The sequence below is a fragment of the Nonomuraea sp. NPDC050733 genome, from assembly GCF_040654215.1.
Classification (GTDB): domain Bacteria; phylum Actinomycetota; class Actinomycetes; order Streptosporangiales; family Streptosporangiaceae; genus Nonomuraea.
Window position 1 is genome coordinate 13,762 of the sequence record NZ_JBFAHO010000032.1, and the last position, 20,994, is coordinate 34,755.

The 20,994-nt window shown below is 67.4% G+C and carries 21 protein-coding genes and 1 pseudogene; 8 read left to right on the plus strand and 14 right to left on the minus strand.

Annotation, left to right across the window (positions count from 1 at the left end):
* Positions 1-32: 32 nt before the first annotated feature.
* The 4 genes and pseudogenes from AB0H64_RS33910 to AB0H64_RS33925 all read right to left on the minus strand — a co-directional run bounded on the left by AB0H64_RS33910 (position 33) and on the right by AB0H64_RS33925 (position 2,346).
* The gene (locus AB0H64_RS33910) at positions 33-806 is read right to left on the minus strand and encodes an AAA family ATPase (protein ID WP_357632780.1); all 774 of its coding nucleotides are present in this window, start codon (positions 804-806) and stop codon (positions 33-35) included.
* Positions 721-1,158: pseudogene (locus tag AB0H64_RS33915) on the minus strand (S8 family serine peptidase); the annotation flags it as partial. The gene AB0H64_RS33910 and the pseudogene AB0H64_RS33915, both read right to left, overlap by 86 nt.
* Before the next feature lie 238 nt (positions 1,159-1,396).
* Positions 1,397-1,990 carry a hypothetical protein gene (locus AB0H64_RS33920; protein ID WP_357632782.1) on the minus strand — a complete coding sequence of 198 codons (594 nt, stop codon included), beginning with the start codon at positions 1,988-1,990 and terminating at the stop codon, positions 1,397-1,399.
* 5 nt (positions 1,991-1,995) lie between these two features.
* On the minus strand, positions 1,996-2,346 hold the full coding sequence (locus AB0H64_RS33925; protein ID WP_357632906.1) for a helix-turn-helix transcriptional regulator: 351 nt from the start codon (positions 2,344-2,346) through the stop codon (positions 1,996-1,998).
* Between the two features lie 441 nt (positions 2,347-2,787).
* Here AB0H64_RS33925 and AB0H64_RS33930 point away from each other — a divergent pair, with 441 nt between their 5' ends.
* Positions 2,788-3,237, plus strand: a complete 450-nt coding sequence (locus AB0H64_RS33930) for a VOC family protein (protein WP_357632783.1) — start codon at positions 2,788-2,790, stop codon at positions 3,235-3,237.
* Positions 3,238-3,347: 110 nt separating this feature from the next.
* On the opposite strand, the gene AB0H64_RS33935 is transcribed toward AB0H64_RS33930, so the two are convergent.
* From AB0H64_RS33935 to AB0H64_RS33970, 8 genes are all read right to left on the minus strand, one after another.
* Positions 3,348-4,661: an MFS transporter gene (locus AB0H64_RS33935; RefSeq protein WP_357632908.1), complete on the minus strand. Its 1,314-nt coding sequence runs from the start codon at positions 4,659-4,661 to the stop codon at positions 3,348-3,350.
* The gene (locus AB0H64_RS33940) at positions 4,661-5,770 is read right to left on the minus strand and encodes a MerR family transcriptional regulator (protein WP_357632785.1); all 1,110 of its coding nucleotides are present in this window, start codon (positions 5,768-5,770) and stop codon (positions 4,661-4,663) included. The genes AB0H64_RS33935 and AB0H64_RS33940 overlap by 1 nt, the downstream gene beginning before the upstream one ends.
* A 446-nt stretch (positions 5,771-6,216) precedes the next feature.
* Complete coding sequence (locus AB0H64_RS33945; RefSeq protein WP_357632787.1) at positions 6,217-6,435, minus strand: DUF4158 domain-containing protein; 219 nt, start codon at positions 6,433-6,435, stop codon at positions 6,217-6,219.
* Between the two features lie 118 nt (positions 6,436-6,553).
* Positions 6,554-6,847, minus strand: a complete 294-nt coding sequence (locus tag AB0H64_RS33950) for a hypothetical protein (protein ID WP_357632789.1) — start codon at positions 6,845-6,847, stop codon at positions 6,554-6,556.
* A gap of 343 nt (positions 6,848-7,190) precedes the next feature.
* Positions 7,191-7,715, minus strand: a complete 525-nt coding sequence (locus AB0H64_RS33955; protein ID WP_090946971.1) for a pyridoxamine 5'-phosphate oxidase family protein — start codon at positions 7,713-7,715, stop codon at positions 7,191-7,193.
* A 515-nt stretch (positions 7,716-8,230) separates the two neighbouring features.
* Positions 8,231-8,836 carry a hypothetical protein gene (locus AB0H64_RS33960; protein WP_357632791.1) on the minus strand — a complete coding sequence of 202 codons (606 nt, stop codon included), beginning with the start codon at positions 8,834-8,836 and terminating at the stop codon, positions 8,231-8,233.
* A 108-nt stretch (positions 8,837-8,944) separates the two neighbouring features.
* Positions 8,945-9,820: an alpha/beta hydrolase gene (locus AB0H64_RS33965; RefSeq protein ID WP_357632792.1), complete on the minus strand. Its 876-nt coding sequence runs from the start codon at positions 9,818-9,820 to the stop codon at positions 8,945-8,947.
* Positions 9,821-10,184: 364 nt separating this feature from the next.
* Positions 10,185-10,469 carry a hypothetical protein gene (locus AB0H64_RS33970; RefSeq protein ID WP_357632794.1) on the minus strand — a complete coding sequence of 95 codons (285 nt, stop codon included), beginning with the start codon at positions 10,467-10,469 and terminating at the stop codon, positions 10,185-10,187.
* Between the two features lie 32 nt (positions 10,470-10,501).
* Between AB0H64_RS33970 and AB0H64_RS33975 the strand changes: the two genes are divergently transcribed.
* The 4 genes from AB0H64_RS33975 (at position 10,502) to AB0H64_RS33990 (ending at position 13,949) form a co-directional block, all read left to right on the plus strand.
* On the plus strand, positions 10,502-11,413 hold the full coding sequence (locus AB0H64_RS33975) for a group II intron maturase-specific domain-containing protein (RefSeq protein ID WP_357632910.1): 912 nt from the start codon (positions 10,502-10,504) through the stop codon (positions 11,411-11,413).
* A 182-nt stretch (positions 11,414-11,595) separates the two neighbouring features.
* On the plus strand, positions 11,596-11,829 hold the full coding sequence (locus AB0H64_RS33980) for a hypothetical protein (RefSeq protein WP_357632796.1): 234 nt from the start codon (positions 11,596-11,598) through the stop codon (positions 11,827-11,829).
* A 278-nt stretch (positions 11,830-12,107) separates the two neighbouring features.
* Complete coding sequence (locus tag AB0H64_RS33985; RefSeq protein WP_357632798.1) at positions 12,108-12,251, plus strand: hypothetical protein; 144 nt, start codon at positions 12,108-12,110, stop codon at positions 12,249-12,251.
* A gap of 621 nt (positions 12,252-12,872) precedes the next feature.
* Positions 12,873-13,949 (plus strand): hypothetical protein, encoded by a 1,077-nt coding sequence (locus AB0H64_RS33990; RefSeq protein ID WP_357632800.1) that lies wholly within the window; start codon positions 12,873-12,875, stop codon positions 13,947-13,949.
* A gap of 441 nt (positions 13,950-14,390) precedes the next feature.
* Here the strand turns inward: AB0H64_RS33990 and AB0H64_RS33995 are convergent, their stop codons facing one another.
* Both AB0H64_RS33995 and AB0H64_RS34000 read right to left on the minus strand, forming a co-directional pair.
* Positions 14,391-15,707, minus strand: coding sequence for a hypothetical protein (locus AB0H64_RS33995; protein WP_357632802.1), 1,317 nt, complete (start codon positions 15,705-15,707; stop codon positions 14,391-14,393).
* Between the two features lie 15 nt (positions 15,708-15,722).
* Positions 15,723-18,107, minus strand: coding sequence for a hypothetical protein (locus tag AB0H64_RS34000; protein WP_357632804.1), 2,385 nt, complete (start codon positions 18,105-18,107; stop codon positions 15,723-15,725).
* Positions 18,108-18,250: 143 nt separating this feature from the next.
* Here AB0H64_RS34000 and AB0H64_RS34005 point away from each other — a divergent pair, with 143 nt between their 5' ends.
* The 3 genes from AB0H64_RS34005 to AB0H64_RS34015 all read left to right on the plus strand — a co-directional run bounded on the left by AB0H64_RS34005 (position 18,251) and on the right by AB0H64_RS34015 (position 20,713).
* The gene (locus tag AB0H64_RS34005) at positions 18,251-18,442 is read left to right on the plus strand and encodes a recombinase family protein (protein ID WP_357632912.1); all 192 of its coding nucleotides are present in this window, start codon (positions 18,251-18,253) and stop codon (positions 18,440-18,442) included.
* A gap of 92 nt (positions 18,443-18,534) precedes the next feature.
* Positions 18,535-18,927 (plus strand): hypothetical protein, encoded by a 393-nt coding sequence (locus tag AB0H64_RS34010; protein WP_357632806.1) that lies wholly within the window; start codon positions 18,535-18,537, stop codon positions 18,925-18,927.
* A gap of 154 nt (positions 18,928-19,081) precedes the next feature.
* Positions 19,082-20,713, plus strand: a complete 1,632-nt coding sequence (locus AB0H64_RS34015; RefSeq protein ID WP_357632808.1) for a hypothetical protein — start codon at positions 19,082-19,084, stop codon at positions 20,711-20,713.
* Positions 20,714-20,994 lie beyond the last annotated feature (281 nt).

Sequence of the window (20,994 nt, forward strand, 5' to 3'; positions counted from 1 at the left end):
GGACAATCATGATCCGCAAAGTACCAGCCGATCTATTCGGAGGCGATGACTTCGTTGACGGCGGCGCGGGCTGAGGATTCGTCGACGATGGTCTTGTCGGCGATGAAGGTGGCCAGCAGGGCCTGGATGGCCAGGTTGTTGATCGCGCGGGGATAGCCGCGGCTGGCGGTGTGGATCAGCGTGGCGGCGTCTTCGGTGAACAGCGGGTCAGTGCGGCAGGCCAGGGCGAGGTGGTGGCGGAGGTAGTCGAAGGCCTCCTCGCAGGTCATGCCGTTCATGTGGTAGCGGACTGCTATGCGTTGGTTCAGCGCGGCCAGCACGCCGAGCTTGATCTTGCGGCGCAGGGTCGGCTGCCCGATCAACAGGCAGGCGAATGGGCTGGAGGAGTCCATCTCGTGGTTAGTCAGCATGCGGACCGACTCCAGTTGGTCGTGGCCCAGCAGGTGCGCCTCGTCCAGGATGAGCACCGGGGTGCGACCGCGTTCGGCCAGTTCGGTCGCCAGCGCGTCGTTGGCCTGCGGGATCAGGGTGGCCTTGTGCGGTTTGGGGACGCCGCCCAGCGCGGTGACGATGGCGGTGTGGATGCCGCGGACGCCAACGTCCGGGTTGCCGATATAGATCGGGATGTGCCGGGCGGGATCCAGGGAGGCGATCGCGGCTCTGGTGCGACGGCCTTGCCGACGCCGACCTCGCCACCAGCACGTTGTCGCCGGGCGCCAGCAGACCCTGGCGGCGGCTGCCCGGCCCGAAATTGCTGCACGCCAGCGGCCGGCCGGCCTCGTCACAGGCACCGACCGCCAGCACACCCTCCAGCGCGGCGGGCACGTGATCGCACAGGCAGCCGTCATTGCCGGCGGCGGCCACGATCAGCACGTTCTGCTCGCGGCAGCGGCGCACCGCCCGGGCCAGGGCATCCTCGGCCTCGCCCGCGTCGGCCAGCTGCCCGCCGCTGACATTGATCACATAGGCGCCGGCGTCGGCAGCCAGCTCGATGGCACGGGCCAGATCCAGCTGCGCGACGCGCCGCCCCTCGGCGAACACCGGCACGCTCACCGCCCGGCAGCCCGGCGCCACCCCGAGGGCAGGGCCGTCGTGGCGGCCGAACAGCACGCTGGCCACCGCCGTACCGTGCGCCCCGACGCCGGCCCGCCCGGCCACACCTCACGCAGCTCGCTCAGTTTCACCCCGGCCAAGGCAGGGTGATCCTGCTCGACCAGTCCGTCCACCACGGCCACCGTCACCCGCTCGTCCCCGGTGGTCAGCCGCCACAGCCGCGGCAGTCCCGCGATCGCCGCTTGGGAGCCAGGCACCGACCTCCTTGCGATGTGTCCTGAACGCGGCGGAGCAAGAGCCATGGCATTCAGGGCAAGCTCCGCAGCAGTGAGAACCCCGCCAGCTATCGGGTGCTCAGATTGCTGTGGCCTTGGCGCCCCGGGACGGTGAAGCGGATTTCGTGTGAGGTGTCAGGGGCGAGGAAGTCCAGAAGTCCGCTGCCCTCGCCGGTCAACGCGTCGCGGTCGGGCGCGGACAGCGGTGCGAACCGCACGAGGGGCAGACCGCGCTGGCGGCCGAGCGGCGCGGCGTCGACGACCGCGTTGGTGCGCGTCCGGCTCAGTGGCTCTCCCAGCCCGTCGATGCCCTGCCCCTGCAGCAGCAGCTCCGCCTCCTTGAGGCTCGTGTACGGCGCCGGTCGCGTCTTGGCGGGCCTGGTGGGGTACCAGATCGAGACCATGAGCTCGCGGGTCTTCTGCTCGGGTGCCCACGGGTCGGGGCGGGAGCCGTCCACCAGGTGCAGCGTCGTCATGGCCACCGCGTGCGGTCCTGTCAGCCGGGGCAGGGCGAGCGCACCGGCCGGAGCGGGCACGCTCGTGACGAGTGTGGTGGTGGGCGTGGACGGGGCCCCAGCCGTGGCGCAAGCGGCGGCAGAGGCGGCGAGGGCGGCGAATGCGACGGCGGCCGCCAGGGCGCCGCGACGTAGTGATCGTGACATGCGGATCATCCTCGCGGCATCCGGCCGCCGCGCACCTCGGCCGAAAAGGCACCCGGCGGGTAGGACTTTCGCGCACTCCTACGCCGAAAGTCGGAGTCGTACACCATACGCGCCCGATCCCGGGCATCCAGCTTGGTCAGCGGCCTGCTCACATACGTCCGCGTGGCCGCCAGGCTCAGGAACAAGCGCCGGGAGATCTCGTCGTCGGCGAGCCCCGCCGCGATCTCGGTCAGCTGCTCCCGCTCCCGCCCGTCAAGCCGCCGCAGCAGCCGCTCATCGACGGGCCGCCGCCCCCCGCCATCACCCCCGGGTGACCGCGGGCGACAGCAGCGCCTCACCCTCGCCACAGTCCGCACGGCGGCGCGCAATTCGTCGGGTGCTGCGTTCTTCCCCAAGAATCCCGACGCGCCAGCATGAATCGCATCGAACAGGTGCTCATCTGTGTCGTATGTTCGTCCGAACGCTCGGCAAGCGCCCGCTCCTGCTGCGGGCTGCCAAGGAGTCAGACGGAGCCCAGTGACCCGCAGCCCATCCCGGCCCGATGACTATGCGCCGCCTTTGCTTGGGGTGCCAACCGGATGTTCTCTCCGCTCGGACGCGGACTGTCACGAAGTAGGCGCATGCACACGCGGTCGGCACCCCAGACACGGGCGTCGCTATGTCAATCCTGGCCGGGATGCGCTCGCGATGTCAGTTAGTGCCTTCCTGAACCGGCGATCTTCCTTCAAGATCACGTAAGGGGCCGGAGCGCGGACGCCCTCGGCGAATCTGTCGTACGCGTCGTGAAGGATGGGTCCATGGTTTCGTATCAGTTGGTCGTCGACTGCGCCGCCCCTGACCGGATGGCGCGTTTCTGGGCGGACGCCCTGCGCTACACGCTGGAGCAGCCGCCGGGCGGTTTCGGCACGTGGCGAGAATATTGGCGGAGTATCGGCGTGCCGGAGGACGAGCTGGGCGAGGGCGACGGCGATGACAGCATCGTCGATCCCGAAGGCAGCGGCCCGCGGATCTGGTTCCAGCAGGTGCCCGAGGGCAAGGCGGTCAAGAACCGGCTCCACTTCGACATCAAGGTGGGCGGAAAGCGGGAGGACGTGCCGCTGGAGACCCGCCGAGCACGGGTGGACGCCGAGGTGGAGCGCCTCGTCGACGCAGGCGCAGCCATGGTGCGGGTGCTGTCGCAGCCCGGCCTTGACCACTACGCAGTGGCGATGACCGACCCGGAGGGCAACGAGTTTGACGTGGTGTAGATCCGGTCAATTGCGGCTCATCCGTGGCCGCCGTGGCGGGTGCGACCCTGCACTGCGGTCGCGGATGCGCGCGCCCTTTTAGAAGGGAGCTGGGGCAATGCAGGTACTGATCACGCTGAGCGTTCTGGCGCAGGCCGCTGTTCGGGGGTGGACACCGTGTAGGAACGTAGCTCGGGAAATCTCCACGCGATAGAGGCGACGGCCACTGTGGTCAGTAGACCTCCGAAACAGATCACTGTTCGGGGCCCGAAGATCGACGCAGCGGTCCCGTGCAGCAGGTTCGCAAGCTGCGGTCCACCGATGAGGACGACGGTGAGTCCTCCTTGGATCCGGCCGCGCATGGCGTCATCGGTAAGGGCTTGGGAGATGGCGTTGCGGAAGGTACTGAGCACGAAGTTCACGGCTCCGCCGAGGACCAGCGCCATCAGCGCGATCCACAGCTGTGCCGCCAAGCCGAGTACGACCACGGTGACACCCCATGCGGCCGCGGCCGCCGCCATGAAAGCGCCATGGCGGCGCGCGCGAGTGAAGGTGCCCGACAGCAGGCCGACCGCGAACACCCCGGCCGGGTAGGCGGCGTAGAGCAGGCCCAGTGCCGGGCCGCCGCCGGCCGGATCGCCGTAGGTGCGCTGGGCGAGTTCGGGGAAGAGCGCGACCGGCATGCCGAAGACCATGGCCGACAGGTCAACCGCCAGCACGGCCACGAGCAGGCGGCTGGTGGCCAGGTACCGAAATCCAGCCAGGATCTGTGCGATGGTCGGATGTCCCCCTCGCCGCGGTGCGGCGGAAATTCCTGATGCTCGGGCCGGCTCCAGGCGGGGCAACTTGGCGACCGCCCACACGACGGCCAGCAATGCGAGGGCGTCGAACAGGTACAGGGTGCCGAGCCCGACGAGCGGGATCAGCAGACCGGCGAGCACGGGGCCCACAATCGACCCGGCGTAGCGGACCAGCGAGCTGAGGCTGTTGGCCGCGGGGAGCAGCTCGACCGGGACCAGGCGGGGCACGACGGCACCCATCGTGGTCATGATCGCTCCGAAGGTCAGTCCCTGGCAGGCCACCAGCAGCATCAGGATCGGAACGGATCGCAGGTTCAGCACGGACTGGGTCCATAAGGCCGCGTAGGTCAATGTGAGGCCGCAATGCGCCGCCAGGAGTACCAACCGCCGGTCTTTGACGTCGGCGAGAGCACCAGTCCACAAGGCCGCCACGACCAGCGCGACGAACGACACGACAGCGGAGGCGCCTACGGTCGCCGACGACCCGGTCATGGTGAACAACTGCGTCGGGATCGCGGCAAGGCTGAACGACCCGCCCACCGCGCACACCACCGACGCCAGCCACAACCGCCGGAATGCGTCGACCTCCAGTGGCCGACGATCGACGGTGATGGCGCGTCTTGGCTTGAGCCCTGGAGCGCGCATCACCGGCTGGGAGCCTTTCGGGCCGCATCCGCGGCATCGAGCGGCACGACGTCGGCGACGACGCAGGCGATGTTGTCGGGAGCGCCCGCGGCGTACGCTTGTGTGATCAGTTCGTCGAGCGCCTGTTGCGGTCCGTCCTGCTCAGCCAGCACCTGCTGTAGTGACGCGGCCGAGACCACGGCCGACAGCCCGTCGGAGCACAGGAGGTAGCGGTCGCCGGCGGCGGCTTGGTGGAGTGCCAGGTCCGGATGTGCCCCGCCTGTGCCGGTCAGTGCCTGTACCAGCAACGAGCGCTGCGGGTGACAGGCCGCTTCGTCGGTGGTCAGCCGTCCCTCGTCGACCAGTGACTGGACGAGGGTGTGGTCATGGGTGATCTGGAAGAGCTCCCCGTCCCGCAGGCGGTAGACGCGGGTGTCGCCGATGTGCACCATCGCCAGCTGAGACCCTGACCACAGCAGCGCGGTCAGGGTGGTGATCGCCTCGCCATCCGATGACGCCGCGGCGATCTTCCCGATCTCTGCGTCGGCATCGTGCACCGCGTCAGCCAGCGCGCCGAGGAGGTCTTCGGCGGGCATGGCGAGAGCCTCCAGCGGCTTGAGCGCCTCGATAGCGGTAGCGCTCGCCAGGTCCCCGGCCCCGCCACCACCGTCGGCCACCGCCAGCAAACGGGGGCCCGCATAGGCGGCGTCCTCGTTGCTCGTCCGCACCAGACCCAACTCCGAGCGGGCGACATAACGGATCCCGAGCACCGTCGCGGAATCGTCCACAGAGCTGCCTCTTCCCGTCAGGTAGTCGACGAGGAAGGTCGCCAACCGGCCGCGAGCGGCGGTCTCGGCCAGGACTTCCTCCCAGTAGGCGGCGATATCCTCGGCCGCCGCCTCCGCAGGGAGATCACACACCCGCCGGATACGGGCCAAGGGCATGCCCAGACGCCGCAGCCAGGCGATCAACCGGGCTCGCTCCAACTGCTCCAGATCGTAGAACCGGTATCCGGAATCACCGTCCACCGCAGCCGGCCGCAGGAGCCCGAGCTCGTCGTAGAGCCGCAAGGCCTTCGGCGACAGCTGAGCCGCCCGAGCGAACGCTCCGATCGTCAACAGCTCCCGCACCGCTCCTCCTCGTCCCGACCGCAACGACCGATGTCAACGATGCTGTGGCTTCACCCAAGGGGAAGGTCAACAACATCACCCCCTTCACCCGGCCTTCGCACGACCGCTCCGAGCCCCCGGGCAATCACTGCACGGCGGTCCCGAGATCGAGACGACTGTTCATGCGCGGCGACCAGACCATGATCAATCTAGGGCTCAAACACCATCTGGTGATCGCCTGGCTACCGCACCCAGGTCGGACACTTTTGGTCGTCCGGGACCAAAACTCCGCACGTTGCCGCCCAGGCGCCCGGCGCGTCGCGGGCCGTACGGGCGTCAACGGCTAACCCGAGGACTGCCGCCGTGGTAGCAACCTCTGATCACCGCTACCGCCAATTTCTGCACTCAGACTCCTCGGAGGCCGGCCTGGGTCTTGTGCGCAGGCAGCGACGGGGTTAATGACCAGGTCAAACGCGCTCGCATGTACTTGGTGACAGCTTCGTTGACGACAGACCCAGTTGAACGGCAAGCCCCAATCGGTCATCCGGGCCGCGGCCGCGGCCCGGATTGATGAAGGCGACGTCGGCGGGTGTCAGGGTGAAGTACCGGATCAGGTCCTCGCGGCTGATGTCGGGATAGGACCGCAGCCGCTCCAGCTGGTCCTCGGAGGACATCCGGGTCGACATCGACCACCTCCACACCGCAACCCGGTCAGGACCGTACGAACCGTAGCCGAAGTGATCAACCAACGGAACCTGCCCGCATCAGCGCAGGTCAGCGAAATCCGACCAAAATTTCCCGGGACTACAGGGAGGCCTTGTAGTGCCGGACCATCTCGGGGCCGATCGTGTCGATGCGGCGATCTTCTGATGCATTCGGCGGCTTGGCCATGGTGTCGAACTCCTGCCGGGCGATCGAGCCAGGGCTGCCGGAGGCAAAGGTGATGGCTCGGTGCATGTCCTTCATGGCCGTCATCGCGTTCCGGGAGGCGGACATCGCGTCGCGGGCGCTGAACTCATCACCGAGCCCGTTGCGCATGTAGCGGGTGACCCAGACCCTGCGCAGATCGCTGCGCCGGCCAGGGTCGGTCGAGGGCATGAACCTTTCCAGACGGCCCTCCGCTCCCGAAGCTGACCCCAGCCCCAAAGTAGGTTTGATCGGGTTCGGGGAACGGGCCGAGAACGAGCCGGATCCAATCGTCCAAAAATCTGATGATCATGCTCTGCGTGCGGGATCTTCAACTAACGATGGAAGATCGTGACTCCATCTACTGGTGGTCGGCCTGCGGCTGGTGTCCGGGAGGGGCTCACGGCCGAGGCGACGTCTCCCTGCCTCACGGCGCTGGTACCGGGGTCTTGGGGCTATATGGCCGGAATTGAACGATAAGCCTCTACCGCAGGTCAGGCAGGGTGGCCGGTTTCGATGCGGCCCGTGCTGCAGATCAGGACCGCAGCACCGAAGTGAGCTTGTCGACGCCGGGGGCGTAGGCGGTCATCCAGTGCGGATGCAGCCGGTAGTAGACCACGTCGTTGTCCCAGTCGGAGAAGTCGCCGTAGAAATCCTTGAAGTAGGCGAGCAGGTCCGGCCAGTCCTCGGCCGGTTCGCTGTCCTCAGGGTTGAGGATCTCCACCGTGCCGTGGGTGAACACGCCCAGGTCCTCACCGCGCATGTGCGCGGCGCTGACGGCGGGGCGGGCGGCCAGGTGGCGGGCCTTAGCGGCGCCGCGCGCCGTGCCGAAGTGCCACTTGCCGTGCAGGAAGTGCCCGTCCACACCGCTGATCCGCGGCTCGCCCTTCGCCGTCACGGTGGACAGGGCGAGGGTGCACATTCCGGTCAGGATCCGGGTGAGCTGCTCCGCGGTCAGGGTGTTCTCGGTGACGATCGAGCGGAGGTGCAAGGTAGAGCGGGAAAGGGAGGCTTCGAGGAGAGCCTGAAGTTCCTTGAGCTCCTCGGGGGTTTCGCGCATTGAGGTCCTTGTCTATCTGTGAGGCCCCGGTCCACACTCACATCGGCGCTGACCGGTGAACCGATGATCGCTCTAAAACCCGACGCCTTGTGTCATGTTTTTCGGCCGTCCTGCGAAAACGGCTCTCCGCTCCCGAGCATGTCCCAAGCCGCCAGGTAGCACTGAGTAACCGGGAACTCCCGGGCGGCTTGACATAAAAGTAGTTAGCGAGCACCACGACCTGCGGAAACGTGCCCGTCATCGTTATCGCGACACAAGCCGCCGGACTCATCCCCGGCTGTCCCGACCGAAACCCGCACCTGCCATGAGAAGCCGTCACGAGGGGTGATCTGCGACGATCACTCCACCTTGGGGCTGGGGCCACGCTCGGGAGGAGAACGCCCAGACGATCACCGCGGTTGGCCGCGACCACCCAGGCGACCCGGACGGCCTGGCGCATCCTCGTGATCGCCGAGTGGCGGAGCATATGGGGTCAGGCCCGGAACCCGGCCCGGGCGGCCAACCGGCAAAACAGCTCATAGGCGCTGCCGTACTTCATCGGCCGACCCAGCAGGGCATGGAACAGGTTCACGAACACCAGGTCCACCCCCAGCGGCCTGCTCGACCTCGTCCCGCTCGTATTGGTAGCGCGCATAGCACTCGATCGTGTTCTCGCCCACCGGGATCACCCGCGGCTCACGGGCCTTGGCAAACGCGCCGTTGGCGTTCAGCCGCCGCCGGACGTGGACGTGCGGCCCCTCATGCCGGCAGCCCAGCGCCCGCGAATCCGGCAGCAGGTGCATGTCCTTCACACGTTGACCACGGTCGCCGGCACCCAGCCCTGCAGGCAGCACCACGACAGGAATTCCCCGACGGTTCGCGTTCGCGGTGGCCTCACTGCGATAGCGCGCAGCCGTCCCCGGCTTGCGCGAGCGCGACGGCACTGGTTCATCCGCCAGCCAGCGCATCATCGCCATCAGCTGTGCCAGGCCCGGCCGCGCCCAATCCACGCCGTGACCGCGGCAGTAGGACAGGTATAAGGCGATCCGGCCGGCGTAGGTCCTCTCGGTGTTGAATGCCCGGCCCGCTCCGCGCAGCCCGCCAGGTATGCCGACCCTCGACGTGGAGTTCAAGGTCCTCATCGACCACCACCCACGACACCGACTCGTCAGCGGCCACCGCCCGCTCGGCTCGGTAGTACCGATCAAGCGTCCCTGGCATGACCCGACATGCCTGAAATCCCCCGAGAGTCAGTCGAATTGACTGGCTCTTTGGGTCTGCCTCTCTACTGCAGTGCGGAGCACGAGACCGAACTGGTCTGATGCGTCCAGCCATGGATGGTGCCCCGCGTTTGGGATGATGATGACCTCGCAGTTGAGGCGTGTTCCGAGACGTTGCAGGGCATCAGCAGGGCGGCTGTCGCCGGCCCCACCGATGATCACCGCGCCTGGCGGTAGGTGCTCGCGGAGTTCGTCCACGTGTGATTCGAGCGGGTTGGCCTTCTTCGCTGCGTTGAGCTGGGTGTTCATCGCGTAGTTGATGGGCCGCAGCGCGCGAGCCGATGCCAGCGCCCAATCCCACGCCTGAGTTCGGTCGGCGTAGTCAGTAACCCACGACAGCGTGAGGTACTCGATCTCCTCGGCGTCCGTGCGCGATTCGATCGCATCGAGTTCATCGAGCCTGGTCTGGTCCTCGTTAGTGCGTCGTGCTCGCTGTGCTGCTTGGTCGGCTTCCCGCCATGGATCCAAGAAGGGCCCGGCAATCTGGATCAGTCCGGCCACGCGCTCGGGATGGGCCAGCAAGAAGTAGCCGGCCATATTGGTTCCAAACGAATGCCCCACCAGAACAACCCGGTCGTGTCCCCACGCATCGAGCAACAACGCCAAGTCGTGAACGTGGCGACCGATCGTGTGCTCTCCCTCCCAGCACGAACCGCCGGTGCCGCGCTGGTCGTAGCGGTGGATCAGGCATAGGTCGTCGATGATGTCGGCGACCGGGGCGAGATAGTCGGGGACGCCTGGACCGCCGTGCACGATGACCACGGGGTATCTCTGCGGGATCGCCGAGCCCGCGGTCCACGTACGTAGCTGTGCACCGTCATCCAACTCGATCATGGTAGCGATCATGGACGTGAGGGTAGTGCGGCCAGATCCGATAGGACGATCCTTCGACGGGCGCTCGTCGGGCTGAGGTGTGGACGCTCGCTCGTTTCCACAGGTGACCTACGTGACCTGACAACTCCTGAATACTGCTCAGGCAAGTTCCAGAAGCCCCACTTGCCTCACATGCCTGCTGCCTTCTAGGCACCCTAGATACTCACGCGGTGATGGGTTCGATGAGCTTGATCTCGATGGCCAGCACGCCGAGTGCCTCCCACTTCGAGGCCCGCTCCTCGAACCCGTTGCGGCTCGTTTCGACGACCATCGGAGATCGGGCCTGTAGCCGGGCGCATCGCCAGGTGGTCGCTCCTGCAGGGAGCAGAAGCACATTTCACCCGGGCGGGAGCTGGTCCGTCCATTCAGTATCGATCGTCACCATGCTGTCGGTATAAGCGATTCCGCCTGAGAGGGGAGCCCATACGGAGGTTTCGCGGATCCGCCCGGTGTCCGGGTCGACGACCATGATGCCCTTGCCGATGCCCTTGCCGGAAACCACCGGGACCTGCAGGCGTCGCCCCCCATCGGTCTTGCCGAGATCGACGACTCCCGGTCGTGAGGCGAGCGCTCGATAGGCGGCGGCACGGACCTGGGGCGAGACCGGCGCCTCACTGATCACGGGCGGGTGACACGGTGGCGGACTGCCCGATCGTGGTCAGATACGCCGATGACATGATCGCGCTCTGCCATAGCCAGCGGCAGGCGCAGCAGGTCAAGGCGAAGCTCGCCGAGTGGCTGGAACCCCGGGGTCTTGTCTTCAACGAAGACAAGACGAAGATCGTGCACCTCTCCGAGGGGTTCGATTTTCTCGGGGTGAACATCCGCCGCTACTCCCACGGCAGGCTGATGACCAAACCGAGCACCCCGGCGGTCAGGCGGTTGAAACTGCGGCTCGCGACCGAGATGCGCTCCTTGCGCGGCTCGAACGCCAAAGCGGTCATCGCCCGGCTCGACCCCATCGTGCGGGGCTGGGCCGCGTACTACCGCAGCATGGTGTCGTCCAGAGTGTTCGCCGCTCTGGACCACTACGTGTGGCAGCTCACGTTCAAATGGGCTACGCACAGCCATCCGAACAAGCCGACGTACTGGGTCGTCGATCAGCATTTCGGCAAGTTCAACAAGTTCAGGAACGACCGGTGGGTGTTCGGCGACCGCGACAGCGGCGCCTACCTGCCCAAGTTCTCCTGGACCAACATCGTCCGGCACACCCTGGTCAGAGGCGGGGCATCCCCCGATGACCCTGCCCAGGCCGAGTATTGGGCCGAACGGCGCAAGCGGGTCAAGCCCCCCATCGACAGGTATACGTTGCGCCTGCTCACCAGGCAGGACGCGCGTTGCCCGCTTTGTGGGGACCACCTGCTGACCGCCGAGCAGCCGCCCCAGACCCCCAGCCAGTGGGAACGTTGGTGGCTGCATGTCGCCCGGCGAGCGATCGCCAGCGACTACCTCGTCCATCACGGGCGTCCCGGCGCACCGGACGGTGATCAAACCCGTCTTGTTCACGCCTCATGCCATCGTGGGCATCTCGCCCGCCAACGCAGAGGTCCAGCTCCACGGATCTGAACCGCCCCACGGGGCTTGCTTGAGCCGTGTGCAGCGACGAGTTGCACGCACGGTTCTGAGGGGAGGGCGGCGCAGTAATGCGCCGCCCTTACCCGGCGAGCACCGGGCCTCCCCCGACGCCCGCCGGTACCTGGTCGCCACGCTGGAGCGCGAGGCTGACGCCGCCCGCGCCGAGTTGGCCCGTGTCGACGCCAAGGCCGCCCACCGGACCCCGCCTGAGCGCCGCCGAGGCGGCGGTGGTGCTGCTGGCCACGCTGCCTCTGACCGGCGCCGCCGCGGTGCTGCTGACGGTCGTACGGCCACGCATCCCACGCGCTGGCGGGATGGGGTTCGTCGCTCACGCCCGCACCAGCGGTGGCGACGAGCTGCTGACCGCCCTGGCCACCGGCCCGGCCGGAGAAGCGGGCGGCCGATGACCTGCACCGCCTCTCGCGGATCACGTTGAGCAAGTACACCGTGGTCCGCCTGGCGGTGGACCTGATGCTGCTCGCGCTGGTCGCGCTGGCCATCACGCTGCCGCTGGCCCTGGGGAGCGCGGCGTGAGCGCGCCGGACACGCCCGAGGTCGAGCTCTCGCAGTTCGACGTTTCGGAGGAGCAGGCGATCGCCGCGCTGCTGGCCCGGCTGCCCGTCGCCGACGCTGGCGAGCTGGTCGAGCTCGCCCGTACCTGCCCCGCCGCGTGCGTGCGGGGCGCGTGGAGGACCGCTTGGCCGCGCTGCGCCATCGGCTGGTCGAGGTGGTCACCGAGGCGCACCAGCAGGCGGCGCTGGCCGAAGAGCGGATCGCTTCCCTGGACACTCTCGCCGAGACCGACATCCGTGCCGAGAGCGCCGCGTGAGGACGCGGGCGCTGCGGGTCCCCGCCTGGCGGGGTGCCCGGAGCGCCCGGCCCGGGCACCCCGCTATCCCTAAGCCCGCGGCGTTCATCCGAGCACGCACGCACGCCCCACTCCTGGCGGCTGTGTGGGCGTTGGACCTGCCTTCGGGGGCGGATGTGCCCGCGGATCGCGACACGCCCGGACCTGTTGGGCGCGTGGGCGCTCCCGCTGGGCTCTTGATCGTGGAAGGATGCGTCGTTGAAGTCCCGGACACGGCCAGGAGGCACTCAGCCCAAAAGAAAACGCCCCCAGAGGGGGCGCTTCCCAACCAAATAACTCAGATGATGCGAATCCGCCGTCAGCTCCAAGGTTTGGCCGCCGAGGTGAGCTGATCGGCCTTCTCGCGTCGTCTGGCTTTCATGCTTGGAGACGACCATAGCATCGCGCCAAGCGGTTAGCCCACTATGCCCTGACGACGACACGCCGGGGCCGAGGCGTTCCGCTTCCCGATCTGCCCGCCGTCCGGAGGGTAGGTGTGGCGCTGGGCTGCCCGCGTGGTGGTCACCGCGGCGGCTGGCCATCTTCGGCGCGTTACCGGACGGCTCGAAGCGGGCCCGCTCGCAGGGCGCGTGGATCGCGGCGGTGCGCGAGCACCCGGACACCGCGGTGCTGCGGCGCGACGCCTACGCCAGCTTGATGGCGATCGCGTGGGTGCTGGCGCGCTGCGCGGACTGGACGTCGATGACGAGCCGGCCTACCTGGGCGGTGCTGATCGAGCGCAGTGGCCGCTCGCGCTCCACGGTGGCGCTGTGGCTGCGCTGGCTACGCGAGCGCGGGTTGCTGGGCACCGTGACGCCAGGATCCACGGTGCGTTTTCGCAAGGGCACACAGTGCGGCGCGATCGACGATGGGTTGGGCAACATCGCCGCCGAGTACGTGCTCGCGGTCCCGGCCGTCCCGGCCGCCCCGGACGACGACGCGACCGTCGCCGAGCCTCGGCAGCTGCCCGCGTCCCGATCTCAGAAGGCCGTCTTCTCTCCTGTGGAGGAATCTCGGACCCCCCCTGGGTTCCCCTCCGCAGGAGGGGAACCCTCGCCACGCACGCGCGCGCGCGAGGCCGCTTCCCTCCAACAGCTCACGATCGCTGATGATCATCGGCTGATCACCGTCACGAGGGCGGCAACAGATCGGCCCCTGGAAGATCGACGGGTCCGAGAGGCTCGCAGGGCTCGGCGGCGGGAGCGCGAGCGGGCCCTGGTCGTCGCTGAGCGGGTCCGCGCCGCGAGCTTGGATCTGCGCCGGCTGTCGGCTGAGCACGTCCGCCATCTGATCATGCCGCTGGTGATGGCCGGCTGGAGCGCCACCGACGTGCTCTATGCCTTGGACCACCACCCCGACGGCGGCTGCTGGCCGTATGCGGGCAGTGCGAAGCATCCCGCTGGCTGGGCCCGTCACCGGCTGGCCGTCTGGCTCGACGCGGACACCGGCGTCCCGTTGCCGTCGCGCTCCCAGCGTCTGGCGGAGGCGGCTGCGCGCCGGGCTGCCGAGCAAGCGAGGGTGGCGGCCGAGCGTGCGGCGTTGCGGGCCGTGGCCGTGGACGCGGCCGGTCCGGCGGCTCGTGCGCGGGCTTTGCTGGCGTCTGCGAGTCCGCGGGCTGCGGAGGTTATGCGTCGCCGGGCGATGGGTCAGGCCGCGCGTTCTCGGTGGTTGGCTGGTTGACTCGAGGGCCGCCCAGCGTGCCGTCGGTCCGAGCAGACGCAATCAATCTACTTTGTAAAGGGGCCGGTTCTTCTCCACCAAACGAACCACCTCCAGCCGGACGGCTCTCCCCCGCCGCACTGGGCGCGGCTCCTTATCATCGAGAGCCGGAATTCTGCCCGCATGTCCGGTATCACCGGTAGGGGGAGCAGCACCAATGGGCGGTTGCGGAGGGCTAGGCGATCCCGGCGGCTTTACTATGTAGATTTTCTGTGGAGCGTCCCGGCGCACTGCGGCCTTCGGAGAGGCTGAGTCAACCGATCTGGCCCTCCGCTCCCGAACGTGCCGCAGCCGTCAGGTAGCCGGGCGAGAGATCGCCATTGCGGTTCATGGTCGTTGCCGACTGGTGAATGTAGCTCCCCACGGCATGCTCCGACCACGCGACGACCAACCAAGCCGACTTCATTCGGCCTGTAGCCCCTTCGCCATCGCCTTGAAGTACTCGGGATAGCCGTAGTGCGGCAGCGCGGCGATCTCCTTGGCCAGCTCGTTGAGGTCTTCGACGGTGCACGCGCCGTCGGAGTGGGCGAAGTCCGTCACGGCACGAACGGCAAGCTCGGCGACGTCGGGCGAGGAGACGTTTCTCCAGTAGCTCGCCGCCGCAGCCAGTTGCCCGAACCGCTCCTGGCCGACCAGCTTCCGCGGCGCGCGGGAGGACGTCCGCTCGCGCAGGTACAAGGGATAGACGCCGATGAAGGCATGAACCTGGGAGAGGGGGTGGGTCGCCTCGATGGGGCCGAACGTGCCGTGGACGATCGCACGCTCAATCGCCGACAGACGCTTCTCCCGCTTCTCGCGATCCAGGAACTCGAAGAACGCGCGGCGTCCCCTCGATCGGGAACCCGAACCTCGACGCCACTGCTCGATCAGGTCAGACGTGAGCAGATGATGCCGGTAGTGCGCCGCTTCATGGATGCCGGTGGCCAGCACCGTCCGCAGTTGAGAGCCTACGAAGGACTCGATCTTCAGTCTCAGCACCCCCTTGACGGCCCCGCGGCCGCCGCCGCTCAGCCGGTCCTCGTACTGCCTCTTCGGCGCTCCAGCCTCCCCGCGGATGGTGCGGTCGAAGAAGTCGAGCGAAAGCCGGTCCGGTGCCTGTTCGTCCTTGGACCGCATGACCGCGATCTCCGCGGATGGGAGATCGAAGATGATCCTGGCCACCTCGACGAACGGCCTGCTGATCTCCACGGGTGGCGGCTCGGGGCTGCGCAACGTGCCGACATGCGCCGTCCACCAGGTGTTCCACCTTTCGACGGCGGCCTTCGTGCTCTGCGCGAGCCGGATGCTCTTCACCGTCGACGGGAGCCCGGCGACGGTGTTGGTCTCGACCAGGCATTCGCCGTCGGTCCGATCCCGGCGCACAGGGCCGGCAAAGTTGATAGGGATGATGACCAGCCTGACGAGCTCAAAGGGAAAATCGCCGTCGACCGGCTGGAATCTCGTCCGCGCGTCAAAGATCACGCGCGGGACGTTCGTCTCCATGGCGTGGTAGCGGCCGTCCCGGTCGCGGATCACCGCCGTGATCCGCTTACTCGACCACCCGAGTGACACCGCGGCCAGGACAGTGGTCCACCCGTTCCGCCCGGCGATCGTCATATCAAAGGGAACGATCTCCTGGCCGAGGGTGAGATCGAACTCCAGCCTCCCGGTGGCGGGGTCGTCGCCGACGAAGACGAGCGTTCCGAGCCGGGTGCCCGAAAGGTCGGCGAGCCGGGTCATGGCGAGGCCTCGATGTCAACTCGTGCTGATCGTGATCTCGTCGTAGACGAAACCCTCGGTGGGAACCGTGACGTCGAACGTCTGGACCACGGGATACACGCCCTCGGGCGACAGCGGGTTCGGCGGCGCGCCGACGGTGGCGTCGACGGTGACCCAGTCGGGCCCATCGACTCCCAGACCAGCCTCGTTGGCCCGGCGGCCATCCATCGCGGCCAGCAGCCCCGACAGGGGTTCCTTCGTCGGGTCGTAGCCGATCTCGCCCTCCACATGGGAGGCGAGCCAGGCAATCGCCTCACGCTCCCGGCCTGCTCGGATAGGCAGGCAGATGCGGTACCACGGGCTGTTCAGGAACTCGTTCCGCCGGTTGTCGCCGTCGAGCTGGATGCACCAGCCGAGCGATCGACCCAGCGGCGCGGGCTCGGAATCGGCGGTGATCTCGTAGGCGGGCCGGGGAAAGCCGTCACTGTTGGCCGTGAACCGGGGGACCCACCACGACGGATGCATGTACACGAACATCCCATCGATGTCGAAGTACCGGTGGAAGTACTCGATCTCGAGCGGCGTGGGCTCGGACGGATCGTCGCCACGGCCGAACAGGCTCGACACGAGCCGGTTCATCGCCTCGTAGCGCTCCTCGACGCGCAGCTCGTTCGCGGGCCGCGGCCGGATCTTGCTCCGCTCGGTGATGATCGCTTTCTGTCGTTCGAACTGCTCGTTCAGGAGCTGTTCGGTGATCGCCGCGACGGCCGCCTTGCGTTCAGCGTTCCACTCCGCCAGCGCCGCGGCGGACGGCTCGTAGGCGTAGGTGTAGGTGATGGCGATCGCGTCGGAGTCGCCGGGTGCTATCGCAACGTCGGCCGTATAGGTGTGGGTGGCCGAGTGCCAGAAGGCGTTGCGCGGTGGTTCGTTCCGAGGAGCGGGCGCCTCGTCGTCCTTCCCGCCGCCCTCGAGATCGGTCACCGAGTCGACCGTCACCCCCGTGATTTTCCGGTCGCCCGTGGTGGTGATCCGCAGCTTCGCGTAGTAGCCCGCGTCGCCATGGGACTCCAGGTGGGTGGTGATGGTGCCGGTGTCGGTCCCGCCCTTCGGCCGTGGCCGGACGCCCGGTGGCAGATCGGGCACCGTGATCGGCTCCGCCTCCCGGAAGTGGACGAACCTGCTGCGGGCCAGGCCGCTGCCAGGGTTTCGGAGATAGAGCTGCCATACCAGGCGCGGTCCCAGTTCCTGGACTTTGACGTTGACCTTGCGCAGCACCCGACGCAGCCCGTAGCTCACCGGGACGGAACTCGTGTTCTGGATGACCCGCCGGCTCATGTTCGTCGAGGTCACCTCGTCCAGTGACCGCGTGCGCACCGTCAAGCTCTTGGTGATGCGTTCCGACGCCCGCGTCGTCACGTCCTTCAGCCGCCGGGTCACCTGCTCCTTCGCCTGCTGCGCCGAGAGGGCGAAGCTCGCGGTCGCCGTGGCACCGGCCGAGTAGACCCCGATCGAACCGGACGCGTTCGCCGACATCGCGGCCGAACTGTCGCGCTGGACCATCGAGGAGGTCTTGTCGGACACCTCGTCGGTATTCCTGGCCTCGATCGCCGACTCGCTGACGAACTCGGACCCGTGCTCCACCAGTTCCTCGTGCACCTGGCGGCGGACCGACTCGTACATGATCTCGAGGGTCTCGTTCGGGGCGATCGTGAACGCCTCCTCCAGCGGCCCGACCCCCTCTTCGGTGTGGAAGTACAGCTGGCGGTAGTAGTGCGCGATCCCGATGGGCGAAAGGGCCTCCCGCACGGTCAGCACCGGGAAGAACTCGTACAGCTTTGTGTTGCCGATCAGGAGGTTGTCAGCCACGGCCGCGGCGAAGACCTCATCCGAGGCGTCGATGTGAGCGTTGACCGCGCCCATGAGGTTCTTCAACAGCTCAGCGCGGTGCCGATGCGGGTCCACACGCTGGTCGGCGAAGCCGATCCGCCGGTTGACCACGACCGGAACGGTGAACACCCCGGCGCGGACGTTTCCCGTCTCCTCGCCGGAGACGTCGACGATCCCGTACGGATGGACGCGACCCGCCACCAGCACGGCGTCGGGAAAGCCGGCGAGCTCGACCGGCCGCACCTCGGACGTGAGCGGATTGCCCGCGGGGTCCACCGGCCGCTGTGCCGGAAACTTGCCCGGGTCCGCGACCGGCACCCGATCGGGCAGCCGCGAGTTCCGGGCCGTCAGCAGCGACGCGGCGGTGGAGAACGGAGTCCGCGCGTCCAGCGAACGCGCCTTCTCGAAGCGCGGCACGAGCAGATCGACCGTCGTGCCGAGCGTCCAGCCGGAGACCCACCGGACGGTGAGCGGCTGATAGACCGCGACCGTCATCGACGCGTAGGCGTCCGAGAAACGGGACAGCTCAGTCACGGTCAGACCTCCGATTTTGACGCGTTACTTTTCTACGCTTCCCCTCGGTCGCCGGCAAGGAAGCTTGTCACTCCAAGCGTGTAAAGATCGTCCCTGGGCGATGGAGAACCGTCTTTACGTGAGCCGTCCTGGAAAACTTCGATCTGGACACTAAGGAAGTCCGCTTCATGTCCGCGATCCTGGCCGCGGCCGCCGAGTATGAACTGGAACTGCACGCCGAACGGCAGGTCGAAGGTATCGCCGCAGCCAAGCGCCGCCAAGAGTCCGGGCAGATGCTGCACGGCAAGAAGCACATCGGTCGGCCCGGACGAAGCAGCCCAACAACCCGATTCTGAGCGTGTTGGTGGTGCCTCCAACATGTCCTTCGCGACCTGCCAGAGGATGTGGCTAGCTCTACAAGGGGACGGGGATGCAGGCAACGAGTTACATGGAGACGATCGATGCCAGTTGGCTTGTCGCCACCGAGGTGTGCCTTGACGCAGAAGGGGACGAGGAGGAAGGCAGGCCGTCAATCTATGCGCAGTTGGTCGTGACCGCACATGCGGAGGCTCACGGTGAGGGCCAGGAATACAAGATCAGCGAAAAGCTGTTGCTTACTTATCTAGAAGAATTGTATATCGATGCCGGGTATTACAACGGCCCGCAACTCGCAATGAATACTCTTGCGACGATCCAGCAACTTCCGGTACCAGTGTTCGGAAGTGCACCTAAAGATTTCCAGACACTCCAGGGGCTAATTGCTGCCAGCCTGCCGCTCAATCAGCGGCGACGTGGAACTCGACCTCATCCCCTGAGGGTCGTCGTGACCGCCAACCGGTAGAAGTGACTTCCTGGTGGGCGCCACTGTGCGGCACGCCCTCATCGGCCTTGTGGCGATTCCAAGGGGCTGCGTTCCCGGCGCAGACGGACGCAAGCGGCCACGAAGCGTAGCCTCGGCGCTGTTGACGATCAGAACCGCTGTCCGGGGAGGACACGTGATCCAGTGGAAGTCGGTCGCGGAGGATCCGGCGCGCTTCGAACGCGCCGTGAAGCTTCTCATCCGGCGGTTGTATCCCACAGCACAGGGCATGGACGGGAGCGGTGGCGACGGCGGCGTCGACAGCTTGCTGCAGACAGAGCACGGATCTGTCATCTTCGAGGTCAAGTCGTTCACCACGCGCCTCACCCCCTCGCGGAAGCGGCAGATCGAGAAGTCGCTCGCCACCGCGGCGCGGCACAAGCCGATCGCCTGGCGGCTGATCCTGCCGCTGGAACACACCCCGCCCGAGAAGGCATGGTTCGACGGACTCCAGGCGCAGTACCCCACGATTCTGCTCGCCTGGCAGGGCATCGACTGGCTTGACGAGCAGTTCGCCAAACACGATGATCTGCGCCGCTACGTGGAGGGCGGCGACTACGGACTGCTCGCCCGCAGCCAGGAGATGCATCTGGAGCAGGCCGCACTCGCGCGGATTCCCGACCTGGACGCCCGGCTCGTCACGCTCCACGGCCGCGCCCAGGAGATCTCCCCCTTCTACCGCATCGGCTTCACCGCTCACGGCGACCGCCGGCAGATCACGATGACCCCGTTCCCGGCCACTGGACAGGTCTCGATCATCCCTCAGTTGCAGGACGATCCCGACGACCCCGACGGGGTCCAGGCTCGGCGCGACCTGGAAAAGGTTCTTGCCTACGGAGGCAAGACGGCCATCGAGGGCAGGTTCGTCGAGGCGCTGAACGTCTTCGACGCCGACTCCCTCGTCGAGAAGCTCGAACCGTTCGGCAGCGGCAACCACCTCCACGTCATGACTCCCCACCAGGACACTGCGCCCGTGCCCTGCCGCCTCCTGGTGCTCACCACCGACGGGCATGCCGCCGCAGCCTTGGACATCTCGTTGACGACCCGCACCGCCGGGCATGCGGGAACGTCCGTTCACGGGACCGATCTGCACGGAGTCGTCCAGATGAGCCTCCGCATCGACCATCCGAAAGACGGCGCTCCGTTGAGTGGCGGCATGGATATGCACCTGTCCGGCCTGGCCGGGCACTGGCCATCAGCGATCAGGCCGGTTGCCGAACTGCTCATCGCCGCCGAGGCGCACGATGTGATCGAGGTGCACCTTGGAGACAAGCCTGTGGCCCGTGGCCACGCGCATGAACCGCTTTCGGCCTCGGTTCTGGATGCCGCACGGCTCGTCATCCTCCTGGACGATCTGCGAATGCTGACCGGAATCCACTTCCCCACCCCCGCCGCGGTCGCGCCAGCCGAGGTGGCGATGTTGACCGCGCTGCGGGAACTACACGCCGACGGCAAGGCCGTCATGCCCCGCGGAACGATCTCCGCGGAGATCAACGAGCAGGGGAGGGTCAAGCTCCTGGAAACAACCAATGACAACAGCGACTGCGCTCTGGCCATCGATATGAGGTGGGAGCAGAGCTGTGCCGGGCACAGCTTTCCCCCCGTCGACGTCAGGGTCTACGGACAACGCGTTCGTCTGATCAATCGTGCTGAACTCGAGGCGGCCCGCTCCTCCGACCACGCCAGCGTCATCGCCCACTTCACCTGTCCCGACGATCAGGTCCTCGAGATCCAGCCGAAGTCCTCGCCGAACAGCACGGAGGGCTGACCACGTGAGGAGAGGGGTCCAAGGCAAGGCCCGGCAGCGAAGCATCGCTGCGCGCCGGTGCCCGGAGGCCCCAACGCAGCACGCGGTGGAGAAGGCGGGTGTCGGGCCAGCCGGACCGCCACCCGTGATTGGTCACACGTTCGAGCGTGTGGCCCGTTCTGGGCCGGCTGGCCGGTGACGATCACGTGCTCGCGGCGACGTCACGTGGACGAGCTGAGCCGCGCATTGTGGGCCTCGGCCGCTCGGCACCACAGCGCAGGGGCGTCAGGGGTACGTTAGAT

Coding starts and splice junctions, on each gene's coding strand:
- AB0H64_RS33950 (WP_357632789.1), bottom strand. CDS start 6,847: ATGCCCTCGACCGACCCTGGCCGGCGCAGCGATCTGCGCAGGGTCTGG.
- AB0H64_RS33920 (WP_357632782.1), bottom strand. CDS start 1,990: ATGTCACGATCACTACGTCGCGGCGCCCTGGCGGCCGCCGTCGCATTC.
- AB0H64_RS33960 (WP_357632791.1), bottom strand. CDS start 8,836: ATGAGGACCTTGAACTCCACGTCGAGGGTCGGCATACCTGGCGGGCTG.
- AB0H64_RS33930 (WP_357632783.1), top strand. CDS start 2,788: ATGGTTTCGTATCAGTTGGTCGTCGACTGCGCCGCCCCTGACCGGATG.
- AB0H64_RS33965 (WP_357632792.1), bottom strand. CDS start 9,820: ATGATCGCTACCATGATCGAGTTGGATGACGGTGCACAGCTACGTACG.
- AB0H64_RS33955 (WP_090946971.1), bottom strand. CDS start 7,715: ATGCGCGAAACCCCCGAGGAGCTCAAGGAACTTCAGGCTCTCCTCGAA.
- AB0H64_RS33945 (WP_357632787.1), bottom strand. CDS start 6,435: ATGTCGACCCGGATGTCCTCCGAGGACCAGCTGGAGCGGCTGCGGTCC.
- AB0H64_RS33995 (WP_357632802.1), bottom strand. CDS start 15,707: ATGACCCGGCTCGCCGACCTTTCGGGCACCCGGCTCGGAACGCTCGTC.
- AB0H64_RS34010 (WP_357632806.1), top strand. CDS start 18,535: ATGGAGACGATCGATGCCAGTTGGCTTGTCGCCACCGAGGTGTGCCTT.
- AB0H64_RS33935 (WP_357632908.1), bottom strand. CDS start 4,661: ATGCGCGCTCCAGGGCTCAAGCCAAGACGCGCCATCACCGTCGATCGT.